Below are 22441 nucleotides of genomic sequence, written 5' to 3'. Positions count from 1 at the left end.
ATGCCGACACCCTCCGTCCTGGTTTTCGACGTCAACGAGACGCTGATCGATATCGAGTCCCTCGCCCCGTTTTTCGGTGGGCTGTTCGGTGACGAACGCGTGCTGCGCGACTGGTTCGGTCAGCTCATTCAGTACTCGATGACCATCACACTGGCCGACAGGTACGTGCCGTTCCCCGTGCTCGCTCAGGGGGTGCTGCGCATGTTGGGAGATGTCCGCGGAGTGGACGTCACCGATGACCACCTCGATCACCTCAAGACGGGGCTGCTCACCATGCCGGCACACCCCGATGCCGCCGAGGGGCTCGCCACCCTGCGTGACAACGGTTTTCGGCTTGTCACTCTGACGAACTCCCCGCCAAATCCGGATGGCCCGACGGCGCTGCAGAACTCGGGACTGGCCGACTTTTTCGAACGCCAGCTGAGCGTCGAGGCCCGCGCCGCCTTCAAGCCGGCGCCCACCGTGTATCGGTACGTGTGCGAGGAACTCCAAGTGACTCCCGGCGATTGCATGATGGTGGCCGCGCACGTCTGGGACACCCTCGGCGCGCAGAGCGTCGGGTTCACCGGGGCGCTGATCACCCGGCACGGCAACGCGCCGTTACCGGTCAGCGGCCTGCCGCAGCCGAACATCGTCGCCGGTGACCTCCGTGAGCTGGCCGAGCGCCTAACCCAAACCGAAGGGATCGCCGACAGTGGCCACAGCTAGCGAACGTGACTTCGACGTCATCGTGCTCGGTGCCGGCCCGGTCGGGCAAAACGCCGCCGAACGCGCCCGCGCCGCGGGCCTGCGCGTCGCCATGGTCGAGCGCGAGCTCGTCGGGGGCGAGTGCTCCTACTGGGCGTGCGTGCCCAGTAAAGCGTTGCTGCGTCCCGTCATTGCCCTCGCCGATGCGCGACGCGTCGACGGTGCTCGGGAAGCGGTCACCGGATCCATCAGCGCCGAGGGTGTCTTCGGCCGCCGCAACCGGTATGTCACCGACTGGGATGACAGCGGTCAGGCCGACTGGGTGAGCGGAATCGGCGCGACGTTGGTACGCGGTCACGGAAGGTTGCAGGGCCCCCGCCGAGTCGTCGTCACCACCGGCGACGACGAGCGTGTCACGCTCACCGCGCGGCATGCCGTGGTCGTGTGCACCGGAAGCCGTCCCGCGCTGCCCGATCTGCCCGGAATGGCCGAGGCCAAGCCGTGGACTAACCGGCGCGCCACCGACAGCAGCGAGGTCCCACAGCGGCTGGCCGTCGTGGGCGCAGGCGGTGTGGGTGTCGAAATGGCCACGGCCTGGCAGGGATTGGGCTCCCAAGTGACCCTCGTGGCCCGGGGCTCGGGGCTGTTACCGCGCATGGAACCCTTCGTGGGCGAGTTGATCGGTCGCGGTCTCATTGATGCCGGTGTCGACGTGCGGGTGGACGTGTCGGTCCGCGCGCTGCGGCGCCCGGACGACACCAGCGTGGTCCTCGAACTGGACGATGGCACCGAGCTGACGGTGAATGAGGTGTTGTTCGCCACCGGCCGAGCGCCGCTGACCGACGACATCGGCTTGGAGACAGTGGGATTGGAACCCGGCGGCTGGCTCGAGGTGGACGACACCTGCCTGGTGCACGGCACCGTCGAGGATGGCTGGCTCTACGCCGCCGGTGACGTCAACCACCGTGCCCTGCTCACGCATCAGGGCAAGTATCAGGGCCGGATCGCTGGTGCGGCCATCGGCGCACGCGCAGCCGGAGATCCGTTGGACACCAACCCGTGGGGCGCACACGCGACCACCGCCGACCACTACGCGGTGCCGCAAGCCTTCTTCACCGACCCCGAGGCCGCCGCGGTCGGACTGACAGCTCAGCAAGCCGGGGACGCCGGATACCGAGTCCGGGTCGCCGATATCGAGATGGGGGACGTGGTGATGGGGGCGAAGCTTTACGCCGACGGCTATACCGGCCGCGCCCGGATGGTCGTCGACCAAGAGAGCGGGCGCCTGCTCGGCGTCACGTTGGTGGGCCCGGGCGTGACCGAGCTGTTGCACTCGGCCACCATCGCCGTCGCCGGCCAGGTAACCGTTGACCGCTTGTGGCACGCCGTGCCGTGCTTCCCGACCATCAGCGAGCTGTGGCTGAGGCTGCTCGAGGCGTATCGCGATGAATCGGGCCATAATTGACCCATGGCCACCTCCGACGGCTTCCATCCCGATTTCGACGACACCGCAACGCCGCTCGCCCGCAACAGGGTGCGCCACGTCAAGGCGTCGGAAATCAGCTCGGATACCGCGCAGTCGGAGGGGCTGCGGCGCTTCGCCGCGCTGTCCGGTGGGTCGGTCGGCGCGGAGAAGCTCTGGATGGGCGAGACCCACGCGTCGCCGAAATCCGCCTCGGACAACCATCACCACGGCGACTCGGAGACCGCAATCTATGTACGAAGCGGCAACCCGGAGTTCGTCTTTCATGACGGCGTCCAAGAGGTCCGCATTGCCACCGAACCCGGTGACTATGTCTTCATCCCGCCGTATCTGCCGCACCGGGAGGAAAACCCCGACCCCGACACCACGGCCGAGGTCGTGATCGCGCGCAGCACCCAGGAAGCGATCGTGGTCAATCTGCCCGCGCTGTATCCGCTGGACGGCCCTCAATAGATAGCAGACGCTCACTCAGCGAATTCTCAACAGATTCTTCGGTGCCACATCGCTTGGCTCCAAGCCTCCGCAAAGTCGTCGGCGGCACCATACGTCTATGACCAACGAGCAGCTGTGCGCCAACCTTGTCGAACGCTATTTGCGCACCCGCGGGCGGCAATACTTTCGCGGGCATCGCGACGGCGAATACTTTTTCGTCACCGGCGCACCGCGACGGCTGCACGTTCATTTCGAAATCTCGCCCGCGCACGACGACGTACTGATCATCCGGGTCACTCCCGGGTGCTACTTTCCGGCCGCCGACCGCCCGTGGCTGACGTACTTCGCCGACACGTGGAACCGCCAGCAACGCCACGTCACCGCCATCGTGCACGGCTCGACCGATCCACAGCGCATCGGTGTGGTAGCCCGCAAGTCGCAATGGATCCGAAGCGAAGTCTCCTTCGTCGATTTCGCGTCCTTCGTCGACCTGACGATCGCGGATGCCACCGAGCTCTTCGAGGAGCTGAGCCCCGCCGTCGACGTGCCCTCCGCGGAGCGCCCGCTGCTGCGTCACGCCGGCTGACACCCAGGCGGTCTAGGAACCGCTCGTGCCGCCCGGGACGTCGGGGCGCGGCTCACCCAGCTCGGCCCGGATGGCGCCCCACGGATCGGCGTAGCGTCCGGGCGTATCCCGGTACGCCGCACGGCTTTTGAGAAACCACCGCGCCAGCGGCGAGATCAACCGCATCGGGTAGCGCCGCCACCCCGCGATGGCGCGCATCTCGTCGATCATGTCCGGCCACGAGTGGTGCTGGAATCGCAGGACCTGTTGGGCGCGAGCGGTATCCATCCAGTCGGTGACGAACCAGTTCTCGTCGCTGTCGGGATCACCCGGGCGCCCCCCGGGCAAGACATCGACGAGACCCCGGGCCGCGGCCAGCGCCTTACCGACCTCGCCCTGCCGAATCCGGTGCGACTCGTCGCCGGCGATCAGCAGGGTCTCACCGGCGACATCGGCAGTGGTCGCCGCGGCGAACGCGCGAGCGACATCGCGCACATCGACGGTGTGGATGCGACCATCGGTCGGCAGGGCACTTTCGAAGAACAGCGCATCGACGCTGAACGGCATGGCGTCCGGTTCGACGCTGATCACCCCGCCCAGCCGCAAGATCACCCACTCGAGGTCCGAGGATCGGATGTGTTGTTCCGCCTCGGCCTTGTGCGCACCGTAGAGATCAGCCGGATTCATCGGGGAATCCGCGCGCAACAGCTCGGCGTCGCGGTGCGGGTTGCGCGCCCCGTACACGGCGTTGCTCGACGCCTGAATGAACCGAACCGGATGCGGCCGGGCCTGCGCTGCGCGCAGCAGCGTGAGGGTCGCATCGACGTTGACGCGCCGCCCGAGGGCGGGGCTGCGGTACACCGCCGGCGGGATCACCGCGGCCAGGTGAACGATCGCCGTGGGTGAAGTCGCGGCGAGCAAGCGGTCAACGTGGCCCGGGTCGGTCAGGTCGGCCCAGTGCGCCTCGACACCGGCGGGCAGCGCCCTCGCGGCTTTGCGCTGGGCGGCGGTGCCCAGATCCGTCGCGACGACCCGGTGGCCGTCGGCGACCAGCCGGCGCACCGTCTGTGAGCCGACGAGCCCGAAACCCCCGGTGACAAGAACCTTCTCGGACATGATCCCCCGCTGTGCGTTTGCCCCCAGCAAACGAATATGGCATTCTCCCGAATGGAGAGTAACATATGCAGCTCAGGGGCTGAGGTTTGAGACCGGCGTCACACCGGCAACCAATAGCAAATGCACAATCACGACAGCGGGGAGCCATGACGGGCAGCGGCGCGGACGCGGCGGAAAATCACGAGACCGCCAAGTGGGACCCGGCCTTCACCGAACAGGTCGCGCATGCGCTCGGGCCGGCTGTCAAACGCTATTACCGCGCCGAGGTGCGAAACATCGACAACATCCCGTCGTCCGGTGGGGCGCTGGTGGTCTCGAACCACTCCGGCGGCATGTTGACGCCGGACGTGTTGATCTTTTCCCCGGCCTTCTACGAAAAGTTCGGCTACGACCGCCCCGTCTACACGCTGGGCCATTACGGGCTCTTCATGGGGCCCCTGGACGGCTGGCTGCGCCGCCTCGGGGTGATCGAGGCCAGCCGCGAAAACGCCGCCGCCGCCCTGCATTCCGGCGCGGTGGTGCTGGTATTTCCCGGCGGCGACTACGACTCGTACCGGCCGACGTTCAGCGCCAACACCATCGACTTCAACGGCCGCACCGGCTACGTGCGCACCGCGATCGAGGCCGGGGTGCCGATCGTGCCGACCGTGTCGATCGGAGCCCAGGAGACGCAGCTTTTCTTGACCCGGGGCAACTGGCTGGCCCGCAAGCTGGGGCTAACCAAGGCCCGGATGGACATCCTGCCGATCAGCGTCGGGTTCCCGTTCGGGCTGAGCGTGATCTTCCCGCCCAACCTGCCGCTGCCGGCAAAGATCGTCACCGAGGTGCTCGAGCCAATCGACGTCACCGCGCGCTTCGGCGACGATCCCGACGTCGACGAGGTCGACGCCCACGTCCGCGCGGTCATGGAGGCCGCGCTTGCGCGATTGGCCGGGCAGCGCCGGTTTCCGATCCTGGGCTGATGGTGCCGCCAATCCGCGCCAACAACCGGCGCCCTGCGGCATAGTTGTTGGCCTGGACGCGTCGGCAGGGCGAGGTGGCGTGTGAAAAGACTCAACGGCATGGACGCCATGCTGCTCTACAGCGAGACGCCCAACCTGCACACGCACACGCTGAAGGTCGCGATCATCGACCCGTCCGACTTCGACGGCGCGTTCGGTTTCGACGTGTTCCGCCACCACGTCCGCCGGCGCCTTCACCTGCTGGAACCGTTGCGCTACAAGCTCGTTGACATCCCCTGGCATCTCCATCACCCGATGTGGCAGGAAAACTGCGAGGTCGACCTGGACTATCACCTCCGTCGCGTCCGGGTGCCCGCACCGGGCGGGCGGCGAGAGCTCGATCGGGTCATCGGCGAGGTGGCGTCCACTCCCCTGGACCGCAGCCGGCCGCTGTGGGAGTTTCATTTCGCCGAGGGTCTGGCCGACGGCCGGTTCGCCTTGATCGGCAAGGTGCACCACGCGCTGGCGGACGGTGTCGCGTCGGTCAACCTGCTGGCGCGCGCGATGGATCTGCGGGACGGGCCCACCGACGAGCGCGACAACGACGAAGCCGGCGTCACGATTTCTGATGCCGAGTTGCTGCGCGCGGCCGCGCGCGACCACGTCCGGCAGCTCGCGCAACTCCCACGGCTGCTCAAGGACGCGGCCGTCGGGTTGATGCGGGTGCGGCGCCGCTCCCGAGAGCGCGGAGATCACCCCGACCTGGCCGACGCCTTTGATGCGCCGCCGACGTTCCTCAACCATGTCGTCTCGCCCCGGCGGTGGTTCGCCAGCACGTCGTTATCGCTGCCGCAGGTCAAGGCGACGGCAAAAGCGTTGGGCATCACCATGAACGATCTGGTGCTGGCGACGGCGGCGGGCGGATTGAGGACGCTGTTGCTGGCCTACGACGGTGCGGCCGACCGCCCGATCATCGCGTCGGTCCCGACGGCCACCGACAAGTCGGACCGGATCACCGGCAACGAGATCAGCGGGCTGATGATTTCGCTGCCGGTGCATGTTGACAACCCGATCGAACGGGCCCGGCTGATCTCGGTGGCCACCCGGATCGCCAAGGAAGACCACGAGATCCTGGGCCCGCAGCTGTACGGGAAAATGATGGCCTACCTGCCGACCGCGTTGGCCCCCGCCGCATTTCGGTGGCTGGGTCTGCGCGACATGCCCAACAAGCTGATGAACGTCGCCGTATCCAGCGTGGTCGGGCCGCGCGAGCGCGGCCACTTCGGCGGCGCGGCCGTCAGCGAGATCTATTCCACGGGCGTGCTGTCGCCCGGGGCCCCGGTCAACATCACCGTGTGGAGTTACGTCGACCTGCTCGGCGTCGCCGTGCTCACCGACGACCAGACGTTCGACGACCCGCACGAAGCGACGGACGCCATCAGCGCGGCCTTCGACGAATTACGTGACGCCGCAGGCGTTTCCGATCAGCCGGCGAGCACCCCGTCCAGCACCGAATAGAACAGCCCCAGGCCGTCGTCGGAGGGCCCGGTCAGCGCCTCGATGGCATGCTCGGGATGCGGCATCAGCCCCACCACACGGCCGTCGGCGGAGCTGACGCCGGCGATGTCATGTAGCGAACCGTTGGCGTTCTCGTGGTACCGGAACACCACCCGCCCCTCGCCCTCGAGCTCCTCGAGCACCTCGGCGGGCGCCACGTAGCGGCCCTCGCCGGACTTCAGCGGCACCAGCAGATCGGCATCCGGTTCGAAACGCGACGTCCACGCGGTCGACGTCGACGCCACCCGCAGCCACACGTCGCGGCAGATGAAGTGCAAACCCACGTTGCGGGTCAGGGCTCCGGGCAGTAGGCCTGCCTCGCAGAGCACCTGAAAACCGTTGCAAATGCCCAACACCGGCATGCCGCGCCGCGCCGCGTCCACCACCTCGGTCATCACCGGGGCGAACCTGGCGATCGCACCGGCCCGCAGGTAGTCGCCGTAGGAGAAGCCGCCGGGCACCACCACGGCGTCGACGCTTTTCAGGTCGGCGTCGGCGTGCCACAGGTTGACCGGCTCCGCACCGACGCGCCGCGCCGCGCGGGCGGCGTCCACGTCGTCGAGCGTCCCGGGAAACGTGATGATCCCGATGCGTGCGCTCACGGCGTCTCCCGGCTGATCGTCCAGTCCTCGATCACGGTGTTCGCCAACAGCGATTCCGCGATCTCGGCGAGCGCCGAGTCGTCCACGCTGTCGTCCACTTCGAGCTCAAACCTCTTGCCCTGCCGGACATCCGATATCCCCGGGTGGCCGAGGCGGCCCAGCGCGCCGACTATCGCCTGACCCTGCGGGTCCAGGATCTCCGCTTTGGGCATCACGCTCACGATCACCCGGGCCACCGGCGCTCCTCCTCAGTTGGCGTTTCGCCGCCAACTCTACCGGCGAAACCGCAGCTCGCCGTCACGGGCACGAGGCTATGTAGGCCTCGCACAGCGGCGCGCTCATGGCGCCCAGCACCGGGTCGTCCGCCATCGTCGGCCAGGGCGCCTGCGGCGGCGCCGAGGACCAGAGCGTGACCTCGCTGATCGTGCTGCTGGACGGGTGCGCGAAGAGGTAGGTGTGCATCACCACCGGGCCGCTGATCACGGCGGCCACGCGGTTGGTTTCGTCGCTGGTCAGCGACGGCGATTGCTGCGGCGCACCCTGCTGGCAACTCCGCAACGCGGCGACGGCGCCACGGAAGGCCGCGGCCGCGATCTCGCCGCCGCGGGCCGTATCACCGCGCCAATGCAGGATTTGGGCCTGCAGCTGCCACTGGCCGTCCGGATGTTGAACCGTCGAGCGGGCGGAGACCGCCGAGTCGCGGGGGTCCCGGGCGGTGGCCGGCGTGGCGCACAGCTCCTCGAACCGAAAACGGGGGCCGGGCGCCGAGCCGGTCGTCTGTACCGCCTGACCGGCGAGCGCGGGCCAGTGGTACACCGCGTCCAGGGGCACGGCACGCTGATCGATCCACGCGGTGTTCGGGATCCGGTCGCACATGGCGGGGCAGGTCTCGGGCTCGCCGTGCGCTGGGACGACGACGACCAGGGCGACCGCGAAGCTGCCGGCGACCAGCATCATGGCCAGGATCACGCGCAGCGGCAGCTTGTCCATCAAGGCACAATCGTAGATATGCAACTGACGCATTTCGGTCATTCGTGCCTACTTGCCGAGTTCGACCAGACACGCGTGCTGTTTGATCCCGGTATTTTCGCCCACGGTTTCGAAGGAATCACCGGCTTAACCGCCATCTTGATCACGCATCAGCACCCCGACCACGTCGACGGAAACCGGTTGCCGGCACTGCTCGAGGGTAACCCGGATGCGGCGCTGTACGCCGACGCGCAGACCGCGGCGCAACTGGGCGCGCCCTGCCGCGAGGTGCATGTCGGTGACGAACTGCAGATCGGCGAGCTGACCGTTCGGGCCGTGGGCGGCAAGCACGCCGTCATCCACCCGGAAATCCCTGTGATCGAGAACATTTCGTTTCTCGTGGGCGATGCCGAGCATCGTGCCCGGTTGATGCATCCCGGCGACGCGCTGTTCGTGCCCGACGAGCCGGTGGACGTTTTAGCCACCCCGGCGGCGGCCCCGTGGATGAAGGTTTCCGAAGCGGTCGACTACCTGCGCGCGGTGGCGCCCGCGCGCGCCGTCCCCATTCACCAGGGCATCATCGCCCCGGATGCGCGTGGCATCTACTACGGCCGGCTCACCGAGATGACCAGCACCGACTTTCAGGTGCTGCCCGAAGAGGACGCCGTCACCTTCTAGCGCGAGCAGCCGGTTACGTGATGTCGTCGGCGGCGCCGCGGCCGGCCGCGCGGCCCGAGAAGATGCATCCGCCCAAGAACGTGCCCTCCAACGCGCGATAGCCGTGCACACCGCCCCCGCCGAACCCGGCTGCCTCGCCGGCGGCGTACAACCCGGCGAGCGGCGTGCCGTCGGACGTCAACACCCGTGCGGCAAGGTCGGTTTCGATGCCGCCCAACGTCTTTCTCGTCAGGATGTGCAGCTTGACCGCGATCATCGGTCCCGCCTTCGGATCGGTCAACCGGTGCGGCGCCACGACCCGGCCCAGCCGGTCGCCCAGATAGCCGCGGGCGGCGCGGATCGCGGTGATCTGACCATCCTTGCTGAACCTGTTGGCGACCTCCCGGTCGCGGGCGGTGACTTCGGCCTCCACCGTGGCGTAGTCCAGCGGTTGCACGTCGGGCAGCTTGTTCATCGCGGTCACCAGGTCGCGCAACGAATCGGCACTGACGAAGTCCACGCCCCGATCGACGAACGCCTGCACCGGTCCCGGCGGCCCGGAGCGCGCCCGGTTCCGTAGCAGCTCGCGCACGCTCTGTCCGGTCAGATCCGGATTCTGCTCCTGACCGGAAAGCGCGAACTCCTTCTCAATGATCTTGGCGTTCAACACGAACCAGGTGTAATCGAACCCGGATTTTGTGATGTACTCGAGTGTGCCGAGGGTATCGAACCCGGGATAGAGCGGGACCGGCAACCGCTTGCCGTTCGCGTCCAGCCACAGCGACGACGGGCCCGGAATGATGCGAATCCCGTGCAGCGGCCAGATCGGGTCGTAATTGGTGATGCCCTCGGTGTAGTGCCACATCCGGTCCGGGTTGATCACCCGTGCGCCGGCCCGCTGCGTGATGCCGATCATCCTGCCGTCGACGTGGGCCGGCACGCCGCTGAGCAATTGCTCGGGCACGCGGCCCATCCGCTTCGGCCAATTCTTGCGCACCAGCTCGTGGTTGCCGCCGATGCCACCACTGGTCACGATCACCGCGGAAGCGCGGAACTCGAACTCTCCGACCGCTTTTCGAGACGAAGCGACTCCCCGCGGCGCGGCCGAGGGCTCCAGCACCGTCCCCCGGACGCCCGTCACCGCGTCACCCTCGACTATCAACTCGTCGACCTGATGGCGGTGGACGAAGCGCACCGTGGAGCGATCCCGCAATTGACGGGCGAAGATCTCGACGAGCGCGGGCCCGGTACCCCAGGTGATGTGGAAGCGGGGAACCGAATTGCCGTGTCCCTGCGCGTCATACCCGCCGCGCTCGGCCCAGCCCACCAACGGGAAAAGCTTGAGCCCCCGGGAACGCAGCCAGCTGCGCTTCTCCCCGGCGGCGAAATCGACGTAGGCGTGCGCCCATTGGCGCGGCCAGTAGTCCTCGGGGCGGTCGAACGCCGCCGTACCGAGCCAGTCCTGCAGCGCAAGCTCGTGGCTGTCGCGGATTCCCAACCGGCGCTGCTCGGGGCTGTCGACGAAGAACAGGCCGCCGAAGGACCAGAACGCCTGCCCGCCCAGGTTGGCGCTGTTCTCCTGGTCGAGGATCAGCACCCGCAAGCCGCGATCCACCAGTTCGCAGGCGGCGACCAGGCCGGACAGCCCCGCCCCGACGACGATGGCATCAGCGCCGAACCCCGCAACCGAAGAATCGCTCATGTCGGTCCAGGGTAGTGCCCCCCGGACAGCAGGTCAGGCAGTCGATCGGTCAGGCGGCATCGAGCAAGGCCTTGTCGTGACGCCAGCGGTACACCGTCGGTGTGCAGTTGTGCATCAACGCCAGGTCGACCGCGTCCAGCATCGCCTGCAGCGGCCCGGGTTTGCGGAGGTGACGAGCGGCGACGGCCACCCGCACCACACCGTCGCGCCGGGCGATCCGCTCGGCCGACAGCACGACCGTGCGACACCACCACGGCTCGGTGAGAACGCCTTCGCCGATGCCGAGGACCCGCGCGCGCACGGTGGTGTGCCGCACCAGGTCGGTGATCCCGTGCAGATCGGCCAGCATGCGAAATCCGTTCGCCGGCAATGCTTTGACGACGCCCGGCGAGACCACGCAGCTGGGCGACGCGAACAATCGGGTGCGCAGCCCGAGGTGCTCGAGAATCCGGTCGGCGGCCGTCAATCGCAGATTGGCCTCATGCGCCCGCAAGATCGCGAACTCACCGCGACGCTTCCTGATGAGGGCATCGTCGTAGCCGTGCAGCACGATCGCGTCGCCACCGGCGCGGCGGGCGGTCAGCCAGTCAACGGTTTTCGGGTCGCTGTCGAGCCGGTAGTCCCCGGACAGGCGGGGAGCCACGAGTAGCGACACCGGAACAGTGCGGGCATCCATTTGCGCGCAGAACGCCTCCACGTCGGGCAGGGTGCGTTCGCAAATCCCCGAGACCGAGACGATCAATTTTCCAGACACACCAGCAGTTTGCCGACCGCAAGTGTCGGAATAGTGAAGGACACGCAGACAGCAGGCGTATATGCGCTCACCTGAGCGCGATGACTTACCTCGGCGACCGGCGTATCGGGGCGGTCCAGCAAAGGGCCGGCAACGTCGGCGGAAACGAACTGTTCGATATGCTAAGCAACGCGATGGACGAGGCCTCCTACGCAGCGGCCAAAGCGCCGCTGCCCCATGCCCCCGCCGGGCAGCCTGGCGCCGACGAACGGGAGTATCCCGACAAGTTGGACGCCGCGCTGTTGCGGATCTCCGGTGTGTGCATCTTGGCCACGGTGATGGCGATCCTGGACGTGACGGTGGTCAGCGTCGCGCAGCGCACGTTCATCGACCAGTTCTCGTCCTCTCAGGCGGTCGTGGCCTGGACGATGACGGGCTACACGCTCGCCTTGGCGACCGTGATCCCGATAACCGGGTGGGCCGCCGACCGGTTCGGCACCAAGCGGCTGTTCATGGGCTCGGTGCTGGCATTCATGCTGGGCTCACTGCTGTGCGCGATTGCCGCAAACATCTTGCAGCTCATCATCTTTCGCGTGGTGCAGGGTGTCGGTGGCGGCATGCTGCTGCCGTTGGGGTTCATGATCTTGACCCGTGAGGCAGGCCCCGGGCGGCTCGGCCGCCTGATGTCGATCTTGAGCATCCCGATGCTGCTCGCCCCGATCGGCGGCCCGATTCTGGGCGGTTGGCTGATCGACACGTCGAGCTGGCGGTGGATCTTCCTGATCAATGTGCCGATCGGGCTGCTCACCATTGTCCTCGCGGCGATCGTGTTCCCGCGGGATCATCCGGCCCGGTCGGAAACCTTCGACGCCGTCGGCGTGCTGCTGCTCTCCCCCGGCCTGGCGATGTTCCTGTTCGCGGTGTCGTCCATCCCGGGCCGCGGCACCGTCGCGGACCGCCATGTGGTGATCCCGGCGACGATCGGACTGGCGTTGATCGCGGGGTTCGTCGCGCACGCCTGGCATCGCGTCGATCATCCCCTGATAGATCTGCGGCTCTTCCGCAATCCGGTGCTGACCCACGCCAACGTGACGATGCTGGTCTTCGCCGGCGCATTTTTCGGCGCCGGCCTGCTGCTTCCCAGTTACTTCCAGCAGGTGCTGCACCAATCGCCCATGCAGGCGGGCGTGCACTTGATCCCGCAGGGGCTCGGCGCCATGCTGACCATGCGGCTGACCGGACCGCTGGTGGACAGACAGGGGCCGGGCAAGATCGTGCTGGTCGGCATTGCGCTGATCACGGTCGGCCTGGGAGCTTTCGCGTTCGGAGTGGCCAGGCAGGCCCACTATCTCCCCGTGCTGCTGGTGGCGCTGGCGGTCACCGGCCTGGGTATGGGCTGCACCATGATGCCGTTGTCCGTCGCGTCGGTGCAGGCGCTGGCCCCGCACCAAATCGCCCGGGGAACGACCTTGATGAGCGTCAGCCATCAAGTGGGCGGCTCGATGGGAACCGCGCTGATGTCGATGGTCCTGACGAATCAGTTCAATCGGCGCCAATACATCGTCGCGGCAAACAAGGTTGCCGCCCTGGATCAGCGAGCGGCCGTCGACGGGGTGCCGGTCGACCAATCCGCAATGCCCCGGCAGGCGCTTGCGCCAGATTTTTGGGGGAATGTGGTGCACGATCTTTCCCAGGCGTATACCGCGGTATTCGTGATTGCCGTCATACTGGTGGTTTGCACGGTAATTCCGGCGTCGTTTCTGCCGAAAAAGCCGGCAAGCGAAACTGCCGGCGAATAAGACAATCACGCCTGCTAGTCGACCCCGGGCCGATTTTTCGCTTTAAATGGCCGTCCGCGCCGCTGCTGTGCAGCACGAATTACACGCATGGGAATACCGGCGAATACGAGTGAAAACGCCTCAGCAGGGCTAGCCGTATAGATATGCTCAGCGGCGCCATGGAGAACACCCGTTCTGCAGCTCTCAGTGTCCCGTTGCCCACCGCCGCGGGACCATCGCTGCGTTCTGACGACTACCCGGACAAGCTCGACGCAGCACTGTTCCGGATCGCCGGAGTCTGCGGCCTGGCCTGCATCATGGCCGTCCTGGACAGCACCGTCGTCGCCGTCGCGCAACGCACCTTCATCGATCAATTCGGGTCGAGTCAGGCCGTCGTCTCGTGGACCATCGCCGGCTACATGCTCGCGTTTGCGACCGTGATCCCGGTCACCGGATGGGCGGCGGATCGGTTCGGCACCAAACGGTTGTTCATGGGGTCGGTCCTGATCTTCACCCTGGGCTCGCTGCTGTGCGCGGTGGCTCCGAACATATTGCTGCTCATCTTGTTTCGCGTGGTGCAAGGGGTTGGCGGCGGCATGCTGCTGCCGCTCAGCTTCGTCATCTTGACGCGTGAGGCGGGACCCAAACGGGTCGGCCGCCTCATGGCGGTGGGGGGAATCCCGATCCTTCTCGGCCCGATCGGCGGGCCCATCCTGGGGGGATGGCTGATCGGCGCCTATGGCTGGAAGTGGATCTTCCTGATCAACCTGCCGATCGGACTGACCGCGTTTGCGCTGGCGGCGATCATGTTCGCGAAGGATCGCTCGGCCCCGTCGGAGGCCCTCGACATCACCGGCGCGCTGTTGCTGTCACCCGGCGTGGCGATCTTCCTGTGCGGGGTGTGCTCCATCCCGGGGCGGCACACGATCACCGACCCGTATGTGCTAGGGCCGGCGCTGCTCGGCCTGGCGTTGATCGCCGCGTTCATCGTGCACGCCTGGTATCGCACCGATCACCCCCTCATCGACCTGCGGCTGTTCCGCAACCCCGTGGTCACGCAGGTCAACGTGACGATGCTGGTGTTCGGGGCCGCCTCGGTCGGCGTGGGCCTGCTGGTCCCGAGTTACTTTCAGATCGTCAGCCACGAGACGCCGATGCAGTCCGGGTTGCACATGCTGCCGATCGGGATCGGTGCCGTATTGACCATGCCGATCGGCGGGGCCTTCATGGACAAGCACGGTCCCGGCAACATCGTGCTGATCGGCCTGCCCCTGATGGCAGCGGGTCTGGGGGTCTTCACCTACGGCGTCGCCACGCAGGCCGAGTACTCGCCGGTCTTGGTGTCCGGGCTCGCGATCATGGGGCTGGGCGCCGGCTTGACCACCACGCCGCTTTCCGCGGCGCTCATGCAGTCGCTGACCCCGCGTCAGGTGGCCCGGGGGACGACGTTGATCAGTGTGAATCAGCAGGTAGGCGGGTCGATCGGGGCCGCCCTCATGGCGGTGATCCTGACCAATCAGTTCAATCGCAACGAGGCCCTGATGGCGGCCAACGAGATGCTCGGGGCGCGCCCGGACGCCGGGAAGCGGGGACTTGACCCGTCGGCCCTCCCGCGCCAGACGATTACGCCCGATCTGGCCGGCCACGTGTCGCACCACTTGGCGCACGCCTATGCGACGGTGTTCGTGCTGGCGGTCGTGTTGGTGGCGTTCACCACCATCCCGGCATCCTTCCTGCCCAGGAAGCTGGCAACCCCGCCCGTCGGCGACTAGCGCCCGGCCCGCGGCTGATCCTCGAGCTAGCCGTCCCGGCCGCCATAACGGTCGCCGTCGGCGGTGGCCAACAGCCACGCATACTGGAAGGCGGCTTCCTCCCACCCCTTGTAGCGACCGCTGACGCCGCCATGCCCGGCGTTCATTTGCGTCTTCAGCAGGACGGGGCTCCCATTCGCGTTGACGTGTCGCAGCGCGGCAACCCATTTCGCGGGTTCCACGTAGTAGACCCGCGTGTCGTTCAGCGACGTCATCGCCAGTATCGCCGGATAAGGCTTCGCCTCGACATTTTCATACGGGGAATAGGACTTCATGTAGGAATAAACATCCTTGTCCGCCAACGGGTTTCCCCATTCGTCCCACTCGGTGACGGTCAGCGGCAAGGAGGAATCCAAGATGGTGGTCAGCGGGTCGACGAAGGGCACCTGCGCGAGGATGCCGGCAAAGAGTTCCGGCGCCAGGTTGGCCACCGCCCCCATCAACAGGCCACCCGCACTGCCCCCCAACGCCACCAGCCGGCGCGGGCGGGTGATTCCGGAATCCACCAGATGCCTTGCCACCGCGACGAAGTCGGTGAAGGTGTTCTTCTTTTCCAAGAGCTTGCCGTGCTCGTACCACAGCCGGCCCATTTCGCCGCCGCCGCGGACGTGGGCGATCGCGAACACCATTCCTCGATCCAAGAGCGACAACCGGGCGATGGAAAAACTCGGATCGGTGCAGATCTCGTAGGCACCGTAGCCGTAAACCAATGCAGGCGCCGGGAATTCGATTCCTGCGCGGTGCACGACCGAAACGGGGATCCGGGCGCCGTCCTCGGCGACCGCCCAATCGCGGCGTTCGACGTAATCCTCCGAGCGATAATCCCCGAGCACGGGTTGCTCGCGCAGTAGGGTGCGTTCGCCGGTGACGAAGTCGATGTCGTAGACCCGCGCCGGAATGACGAGAGACCCCGCCCGGATCCGCAGCTTGGGGGCGCCCCAATTCGGGTTGCCGGCCGGACCGGCCGACATCAGTTCGGAGTCGAACGAAACCTCTTCAGGCTCTGCATATGTCCCGTCCGAGTTGATGCGCCACAGCGCAAGCCGGGGCAGCGCCTCACGCCGATAGCTGACCACGAGGTGGCCGGCGAAGGCGTCCACCCCGTCGAGCCGGACATCGTCGCGGTGGGGGATGAGCGTGCGCTGCTGCGTGGGATCGCCGACCGGCGCCTCGGTCAGCGTGAAGTTGACCGCCCCGTCGTTGTGCAGGATCAAGAACCGGTCCTGCCCGCCGACGACCGCATGCTCGACCGAATACTCGACACCTTCGCGGCGCGGCAGCACGACGGTGAACTGCGCGCGCGGATCGGCGGCGTCGGCGTAGCGGAATTCGGAGGTGATCGACGAGCCCGAGGCGATGAAGACGTAGGCCTCGCTTCGGGTGAGTCCCACGCCGAGCCAGAACTTTTCGTCGGCTTCGTGATACACCAGCTCCGATTCCTCACCGGAGCCCACCCGATACCGCCATACCTTGTCGGGGCGATGGGCCGCGTCCAGGGTGAGGTAGTACACGGTGCGGTTGTCGGCGGCCCAGGTCGCGCCCGCCCCGATGTCGGCGATCTCGTCCGGATAAAGCTCGCCGGTGCGTAAATCCTTGAACCGCAACGTATAGCGCTCATCGCCGAGCGTGTCGACCGAGTATGCCAGCAGGTGTCCGTCGAGGCTGACGGTTGCGGCGCCCAGGGAGAAGAACTCGTGCCCCTCGGCCTCGACGTTCGAATCGAGCAAGATCTGTTCGCCCGGAATGTCGGTGTTCTCGTCCAAGGTCGGCGGGTCCCAGTCATCGGGATCACGTACCGGACAACGGCACTGGACGCGGTACTGCTTGCCTTCGAACGTGCGGGCGTAGTACCACCACTGGCCCTGCCGCGTCGGTACCGACAGGTCGGTTTCCTTGGTGCGCGCCTTGATCTCGTCGAAGATCTGTTGCCGCAACGGTTCGAGGTGGGCGGTCATCTCGTCGACGTAGCTGTTCTCCGCCTCGAGGTAGGCGATGACATCGGGGTTCGTCTTTTCGCGTAGCCACTCATAGGGGTCGATGAAGACGTCACCGTGGTGTTCGCGCCGGCTGTCCACCCGCTTGGCGACGGGTGGTACGGACCCGGCGAGGTGCGGCTCGGTCATGCGGCCGGGCCGATCCAGTCGCCGAAGCTCAAGCCGGAAATGCGTTCGTAGGCCTCGATATAGCGGGCGCGGGTCGCTTCGATGATGTCGCCCGGGAGCGGCGGCGGGGGTTGTGTGCCGTGGCGGTCCCAGCCGGACTCGGGGCTGGTGAGCCAGTTACGGACGAACTGTTTGTCGAAACTGTTCTGGACCACGCCGACCTGGTACTCGTCGGCCGGCCAGTACCGTGACGAGTCCGGGGTGAAGATTTCGTCGGCCAGCAACAGGTTTCCGTCGCGGTCGGTGCCGAATTCGAACTTGGTGTCCGCGATGATGATTCCTTTCCGCAGCGCATGGTCGGCGGCCTGAACGTAGATCCGCAACGTGCGGTCGCGCAGCTGGTTGGCGCGCACCCCGCCCACCATCTCGATCACGCGGGCGAACGAGACGTTTTCGTCGTGGTCCCCCAACGCGGCTTTGGTCGCGGGGGTGAACAGCGGTTCGGCGAACCGGCTGGCTTCGGCCAGTCCCGGGGGCAAGGTGATGCCGCAGACCTTGCCGGTCGCCTGGTAGTCCAGGAGCCCCGAGCCGGTCAGGTAACCGCGCGCCACGCATTCGACCGGAAACATCTCCAGACGCCGCACCACCAGCGCCCGGCCCAGGACCTCGTCGGGGATGCGTGGGTCGTCCGGTGGTCCGGCCAGGTGATTGGGGGAGTCGACGAGACCGAAGAAGAAGACGCTCATCGCGGTCAGGATGCGGCCCTTGTCCGGGATGGTGCTGTCCAGGACGAAGTCGTACGCCGAGATGCGGTCGGTGGCGACCAACAGGAGGTGTTCGTCGTCGACGCGATACAGCTCACGGACCTTGCCGCTGGCCAGATGCTGGTAGTCGGACAGTGCAGGCATCCGGTCAGCCTATCGGGCACCTGACGGCGCGGCTTGTGCTGGGATCGGGGCTATGACACCGCGGTTTCTGCCCTACTCCACCAGGCCCGGCCGGCTGGCCGCCCAGCTGTTCAGCGACTTCGCCGTCGTCGTGTGGACAGCGCTGTGGCTTCTCGTCGGCCTGGCGGTTTACGACGCCATCGCGACCATCGCCGACGCCGGCCGACAGGTCGAGAGCGGGGCGGACGGCATCGCCGGCAACCTCGCATCCGCCGGCCACGGCGCCCAGCACATCCCGGTGGTGGGCGACACGGTCAGCAAGCCGCTCAACTCCGCCAGCCAGGCCGCGCTGGACATCGCCGGCGCGGGCCACGATCTGGACACCGCGGCGAGCTGGCTCGCGGTGCTGCTGGCGATGGCGGTCGTGGCGCTCCCGATCCTCGTCGCGGTGATCCCGTGGCTGTTTCTGCGGATTCGCTTCTTTCGGCGCAAGCTGACGGTGACCGCATTGGCCGCAACCCCGGCCGGGGCGCAATTGCTCGCGCTGCGCGCGCTGACCAATCGCCCGCCCCGCAAGCTGGTCGCCGTCAGCGCCGATCCGGTCGGTGGGTGGCGTCGTGAGGACCCGGTCACCATCGGGGCGCTGGCCGCGCTCGAACTACGCTCGGCGGGTATCGCGATCCGCGGGGTTTAGCAGCAGCGCACGCGACAAGAGGAGCAGCCCCGCAGCAACCACAATGAGCCAGGCCGCCAACGCATCCCAGAAGAACACCAGCGAAACGGTCAGCAGCCAGCGCTGACCAATCTCCATCGCCATGGCGAAGCTGGCCGCCGAATACATGCCCAACGGAAACACGAACGCCCACCACACGCCGGCAAATCGCAGCATGTTGGGATGCCGCCTGATGCGGTGCAGGGCGAAGTAGATCAGCGGCGGTATCCACAGGGTGGCCGTCACCCAGGTCACGATGGTGACCGCGCGCACCGGGCCGGCCAGCCAGGCGGGAGCCACGGCGTGGATGTTGTCGCCGGCCAGCGTCGCAATCGCCATGCCACCCATCAGGATCCAGGTGTCCGGTTCGAAGCCGTCGCGGTCCTGTCGTTCGTTGACCACGCGCCACATGGTCAGCCAGGTCATCAGTCCGTATATGCACAGCGCCGCAAGCCAGGCGGCCACGGCCACCGCGAGCCACCAGTGATGACCGGTGTGATAGGCCGCCCGGGCGATCACGATCGCCAGACCCGATGTTCCGACGCTGCCCAGCTGCCAGGCGCCGTGGGCACGGTCGCGCAGCTCGGACCAGCGATGCGCCAACATGTTTCGCGCGCTGAGCAGGATCAGCACCAGCCAGGACGCCAGCCCGACCGCACCGAGGACCCGCGCCACCCACACATTCGACGACAGGCGCGTGTCGATCACCGCACAGGCGGCGACGAAGGTGATCATCCGCAGCGTGACGTCGGGATCGCTCAGATCCCAGCGCAGCCCGTGTCCGGTGGCGCAGCCCTTCGCGACGACGAGGGCGACCAGCAAGACCAGACCCAGGGTGGCGATGACACCCATCGTGTCGCTGATCAACCGGTACCCATGATTTTTCGCACCGATCGACAAGATGCCCGTCGCCATCACCGCAGCGAACACATCGGGTGAGGGCTCGATATCGGCGAACCGGATCGTCACTGTTCTTCGCGTAGCTCCACGACGAGGTGCCGGATGCCGGTATGCCGGTTGCTGCGGGCCCATTCGACCGGCCGGACCACCTTCACCGCACCGAACCGGGAGAGCAACTCCTCGAACAGCACCCGCAGCTCCAGCCGGGCCAGGTTGGCGCCCAGGCAATAGTGCACGCCCTGGCCGAATCCCAGATGCGGGTTGGGTTTCCGGGTGATGTCGAACGTGTCGGCGTTGTCGAACACACTGGCGTCGCGATTCGCCGAGCCCTCCCAGATCTGGATTTTCTGGCCGGCCTCGATGTGCTGGCCGCCCAGCGTGACGTCGCGGGTGGTCGTGCGCCGCTTCGAGGGCGAGGGTGAGGTCCACCGCACCATCTCCTCCACCGCGGTGGGCAGCGCGCCCAGATCCCGACGCAGAGAACGCAATTGCGACGGATGGTTGGCCAGCGCCAGCAGCCCGCCCGCGACCGCATTGCGGGTGGTCTCCGCGCCGGCGCTGAACAGCAGGCTGAAGAACAGGTACAGCTCTAGGTCGGAAAGGGCCGACGCGTCGCGCCCCTCCGAATCGTCGAGCATCGCGTTCGCCACGACCGACAACATGTCATCGGTCGGGTTCTCACGCTTGGACGCGATCAATTGCTGACCGTAGTCATACATGCGCGACCCGGCCTCTTCCACCGATAGCTGTGAAAGCGCAGCCTTGCGCGAACCACCGAAGTCGAACTGCGGCTCGATCGCCTCGAACAACCAATGCCGTTCGGATTCAGGGACTCCCAGCAGGATGCAGATCATCTGCATCGGCAGCTCGGCGGCGATGTCGACCAGGAAGTCGAACGGCTCACCCGGCACCACCGCGTCCAGCAGACGACGCGCCCTGCTTCGCAGATCGTCTTCCACCAAACGGATCATCCGCGGCGTCAGCCCGGAGCTGACCAGTCGCCGGATCTGCGAATGCCGCGGGTCGTCCATCATGTTGAGCACCTGCCCGGCGATCGCCAGGTCCTGTAACAGGGTGCCGCCGTAGGGCCGTTCGCCGCCGGTGACCGACGAGTACGTCACCGGATCCTTGAGAACCTCAAGCGTTTCCGCGTAGGTGGCGACCGACCAGAAGCCCTCGTTGTCCGGGGTGTTGTCGGTCGGCGGGTGCCAATACACCGGCGCCTCGCGCCGATGGATGGCGAACAGGTCGTGCGGGAATCCGTCGGCGAAGTTGTCGAGGTCGGTGAAATCGATCCCCGAAAGTGCGCCGGCCAGGGTCACAGGATCGCACCCGGGACGTACTTGGCGGCGTCCGGGTAGCGGCTCACCAGCGCGTCCACCAGCGCCGCCACCTCGTCGACCTGGTCACCGGCGGCGCCCGTGAACGCCTGCTTGTCCGCCAGCGCGGCGTCCAGGGCCGCCCGGTCCAGCGGCAGCCGCTCGTCGGCCGCCAGCCGATCCAGCAGATCGGGCTCGGCCCCGCGTTCCCGCATGGCCAGCGCCGTCGCGACCGCGTGTTCGCGGATCACGTGATGCGCGGCCTCGCGGCCCATGCCGGCGCGCACCGCCGCGATCAACACCTTGGTGGTGGCCAGGAACGGCAGGTAGCGGTCCAGCTCGCGACCGATCACCGCCGGATAGGCGCCGAACTCGTCGAGCACCGTCAAGAAGGTCTCGATCTGCCCGTCAATGGCAAAGAAGCTGTCCGGCAACGCCACTCGCCGCACCACCGAGCAGAACACGTCGCCCTCGTTCCACTGCGCGCCGGCCAGCTCGGCGGCCATCGAGGCGTAGCCGCGCAGCACCACCTGCAGGCCGTTGACCCGTTCGCAGCTGCGGGTGTTCATCTTGTGCGGCATCGCCGACGAACCAACCTGGCCCGGCGCGAATCCCTCGGTGACCAGCTCGTGCCCGGCCATCAGCCGGATGGTGTGCGCCATCGAGGATGGTCCCGCGCCCAGCTGCACCAGCGCCGAAATCACGTCGTGGTCCAGCGATCTCGGATACACCTGCCCGACACTGGTCAAAACCGTTGCAAAGCCCAAGAATTGGGCGATGCGCCGCTCGAGCTCGGCGAGCTTGGCGGTGTCGCCGTCCAGCAGGTCGAGCATGTCCTGCGACGTGCCCATCGGTCCCTTGATCCCGCGCAACGGGTAGCGGTCGATCAGCTCGCGCAGCCTGGTCAACGCGATCAGCGTCTCCTGCGCCGCCGAGGCGAACCTCTTGCCGAGGGTGGTGGCCTGGGCGGCGACATTGTGGCTGCGTCCGGCCATCACCAGGTCGCGATAGGCCACGGCCCGCTCGGCGAGCCGCGCCGCGACCGCCACCCCGTGCGCGAAGACCAGCTCCAGCGAACGCCGGATCTGCAGCTGCTCCACGTTCTCGGTCAGATCGCGACTGGTCATGCCCTTGTGCACATGCTCGTGACCGGCCAGCGCGTTGAATTCCTCGATGCGGGCTTTGACGTCATGGCGCAGGACGCGTTCCCGGTCCGCGATCGACGCCAGGTCGACGTCCTCGAGCACCCGCTCGTAGTCGGCGATCGCTTCGGGCGGCACCGCGACGCCCAACTCCGCCTGTGCGCGCAGCACCGCGAGCCACAGCCGCCGCTCCGCGACGATCTTGGCCTCGGGCGACCAGATCGCGACCATCTCGGCACTGGCGTACCGTGCGGCCAGCACGTTCGGAATGCTCACTCGGTCAGCTTAGCCACCGCGAGACTGCAGCTGGCAACGCGTTTCCCGCGTGACGGTGTCGGTAGCTACA

General features: G+C 67.1%; 21 protein-coding genes. 10 read left to right on the top strand and 11 right to left on the bottom strand.

What is annotated here, in order from left to right; translation table 11 throughout:
* The 4 genes from AC0KTM_RS28145 (at position 1) to AC0KTM_RS28130 (ending at position 3188) form a co-directional block, all read left to right on the top strand.
* Positions 1-708: a haloacid dehalogenase type II gene (locus tag AC0KTM_RS28145; RefSeq protein WP_472417308.1), complete on the top strand. Its 708-nt coding sequence runs from the start codon at positions 1-3 to the stop codon at positions 706-708.
* Positions 695-2152, top strand: coding sequence for a dihydrolipoyl dehydrogenase family protein (locus AC0KTM_RS28140; RefSeq protein WP_472417306.1), 1458 nt, complete (start codon positions 695-697; stop codon positions 2150-2152). The genes AC0KTM_RS28145 and AC0KTM_RS28140 overlap by 14 nt, the downstream gene beginning before the upstream one ends.
* Before the next feature lie 3 nt (positions 2153-2155).
* Positions 2156-2623 carry a cupin domain-containing protein gene (locus tag AC0KTM_RS28135; RefSeq protein ID WP_225327850.1) on the top strand — a complete coding sequence of 156 codons (468 nt, stop codon included), beginning with the start codon at positions 2156-2158 and terminating at the stop codon, positions 2621-2623.
* Positions 2624-2720: 97 nt separating this feature from the next.
* A complete protein-coding gene (locus AC0KTM_RS28130) occupies positions 2721-3188 on the top strand; it encodes a YbjN domain-containing protein (RefSeq protein WP_225327851.1) in 468 nt (155 codons plus the stop codon).
* Positions 3189-3200: 12 nt separating this feature from the next.
* Here the strand turns inward: AC0KTM_RS28130 and AC0KTM_RS28125 are convergent, their stop codons facing one another.
* The gene (locus AC0KTM_RS28125) at positions 3201-4283 is read right to left on the bottom strand and encodes an NAD-dependent epimerase/dehydratase family protein (protein WP_472417304.1); all 1083 of its coding nucleotides are present in this window, start codon (positions 4281-4283) and stop codon (positions 3201-3203) included.
* 146 nt (positions 4284-4429) lie between these two features.
* Here AC0KTM_RS28125 and AC0KTM_RS28120 point away from each other — a divergent pair, with 146 nt between their 5' ends.
* Positions 4430-5245 (top strand): lysophospholipid acyltransferase family protein, encoded by an 816-nt coding sequence (locus AC0KTM_RS28120; protein ID WP_238955733.1) that lies wholly within the window; start codon positions 4430-4432, stop codon positions 5243-5245.
* An 81-nt stretch (positions 5246-5326) separates the two neighbouring features.
* On the top strand, positions 5327-6742 hold the full coding sequence (locus AC0KTM_RS28115; protein ID WP_238955732.1) for a WS/DGAT/MGAT family O-acyltransferase: 1416 nt from the start codon (positions 5327-5329) through the stop codon (positions 6740-6742).
* Here the strand turns inward: AC0KTM_RS28115 and purQ are convergent.
* From purQ to AC0KTM_RS28100, 3 genes are all read right to left on the bottom strand, one after another.
* Entirely contained in the window at positions 6709-7383 is a 675-nt protein-coding gene (gene purQ / locus AC0KTM_RS28110; RefSeq protein WP_225327854.1) for a phosphoribosylformylglycinamidine synthase subunit PurQ, read from the bottom strand. The genes AC0KTM_RS28115 and purQ overlap by 34 nt on opposite strands.
* Positions 7380-7619, bottom strand: coding sequence for a phosphoribosylformylglycinamidine synthase subunit PurS (gene purS / locus AC0KTM_RS28105; RefSeq protein ID WP_067174746.1), 240 nt, complete (start codon positions 7617-7619; stop codon positions 7380-7382). Before purS ends, purQ begins: the two co-directional genes overlap by 4 nt.
* Positions 7620-7680: 61 nt before the next feature.
* Positions 7681-8415 carry an ATPase gene (locus AC0KTM_RS28100; protein WP_225327856.1) on the bottom strand — a complete coding sequence of 245 codons (735 nt, stop codon included), beginning with the start codon at positions 8413-8415 and terminating at the stop codon, positions 7681-7683.
* Here AC0KTM_RS28100 and AC0KTM_RS28095 point away from each other — a divergent pair.
* Positions 8392-9030 (top strand): MBL fold metallo-hydrolase, encoded by a 639-nt coding sequence (locus tag AC0KTM_RS28095; protein ID WP_238955731.1) that lies wholly within the window; start codon positions 8392-8394, stop codon positions 9028-9030. The genes AC0KTM_RS28100 and AC0KTM_RS28095 overlap by 24 nt on opposite strands.
* 13 nt (positions 9031-9043) lie before the next feature.
* Here the strand turns inward: AC0KTM_RS28095 and AC0KTM_RS28090 are convergent, their stop codons facing one another.
* Both AC0KTM_RS28090 and AC0KTM_RS28085 read right to left on the bottom strand, forming a co-directional pair.
* The gene (locus AC0KTM_RS28090; RefSeq protein WP_238955730.1) at positions 9044-10711 is read right to left on the bottom strand and encodes an FAD-binding dehydrogenase; all 1668 of its coding nucleotides are present in this window, start codon (positions 10709-10711) and stop codon (positions 9044-9046) included.
* A 49-nt stretch (positions 10712-10760) separates the two neighbouring features.
* Positions 10761-11465, bottom strand: coding sequence for a DUF2334 domain-containing protein (locus AC0KTM_RS28085; protein ID WP_238955729.1), 705 nt, complete (start codon positions 11463-11465; stop codon positions 10761-10763).
* Between the two features lie 158 nt (positions 11466-11623).
* Here AC0KTM_RS28085 and AC0KTM_RS28080 point away from each other — a divergent pair, with 158 nt between their 5' ends.
* Together AC0KTM_RS28080 and AC0KTM_RS28075 are read left to right on the top strand one after the other, a co-directional pair.
* Entirely contained in the window at positions 11624-13243 is a 1620-nt protein-coding gene (locus tag AC0KTM_RS28080) for a DHA2 family efflux MFS transporter permease subunit (RefSeq protein WP_472417589.1), read from the top strand.
* 143 nt (positions 13244-13386) lie between these two features.
* Complete coding sequence (locus AC0KTM_RS28075; protein ID WP_225327860.1) at positions 13387-14994, top strand: DHA2 family efflux MFS transporter permease subunit; 1608 nt, start codon at positions 13387-13389, stop codon at positions 14992-14994.
* A 26-nt stretch (positions 14995-15020) separates the two neighbouring features.
* On the opposite strand, the gene AC0KTM_RS28070 is transcribed toward AC0KTM_RS28075, so the two are convergent.
* The gene (locus AC0KTM_RS28070; protein ID WP_238955728.1) at positions 15021-17156 is read right to left on the bottom strand and encodes a S9 family peptidase; all 2136 of its coding nucleotides are present in this window, start codon (positions 17154-17156) and stop codon (positions 15021-15023) included.
* Positions 17153-18043 carry a phosphoribosylaminoimidazolesuccinocarboxamide synthase gene (locus AC0KTM_RS28065; RefSeq protein ID WP_225327862.1) on the bottom strand — a complete coding sequence of 297 codons (891 nt, stop codon included), beginning with the start codon at positions 18041-18043 and terminating at the stop codon, positions 17153-17155. The genes AC0KTM_RS28070 and AC0KTM_RS28065 overlap by 4 nt, the downstream gene beginning before the upstream one ends.
* Before the next feature lie 52 nt (positions 18044-18095).
* On the opposite strand from AC0KTM_RS28065, the gene AC0KTM_RS28060 reads away from it, so the two are divergent.
* Entirely contained in the window at positions 18096-18716 is a 621-nt protein-coding gene (locus AC0KTM_RS28060; RefSeq protein WP_225327863.1) for a hypothetical protein, read from the top strand.
* Here AC0KTM_RS28060 and AC0KTM_RS28055 read toward each other — a convergent pair.
* From AC0KTM_RS28055 to purB, 3 genes are read right to left on the bottom strand one after another with little or no spacing between them, the layout of a single operon-like run.
* The gene (locus tag AC0KTM_RS28055; RefSeq protein ID WP_472417302.1) at positions 18681-19703 is read right to left on the bottom strand and encodes a tellurite resistance/C4-dicarboxylate transporter family protein; all 1023 of its coding nucleotides are present in this window, start codon (positions 19701-19703) and stop codon (positions 18681-18683) included. The two genes, AC0KTM_RS28060 and AC0KTM_RS28055, sit on opposite strands and share 36 nt — an antisense overlap.
* Positions 19700-20956: a cytochrome P450 gene (locus AC0KTM_RS28050; protein ID WP_472417300.1), complete on the bottom strand. Its 1257-nt coding sequence runs from the start codon at positions 20954-20956 to the stop codon at positions 19700-19702. The genes AC0KTM_RS28055 and AC0KTM_RS28050 overlap by 4 nt, the downstream gene beginning before the upstream one ends.
* Positions 20953-22371, bottom strand: a complete 1419-nt coding sequence (gene purB, locus AC0KTM_RS28045; protein WP_225327866.1) for an adenylosuccinate lyase — start codon at positions 22369-22371, stop codon at positions 20953-20955. The genes AC0KTM_RS28050 and purB overlap by 4 nt, the downstream gene beginning before the upstream one ends.
* Positions 22372-22441: the final 70 nt, after the last annotated feature.

This window comes from Mycobacterium sp. NTMscope_Eco_3 (genome assembly GCF_976985685.1).
The sequence above is the reverse complement of the archived record's forward strand: the minus strand, read 5'-3'. Positions and strand labels throughout refer to the sequence as shown.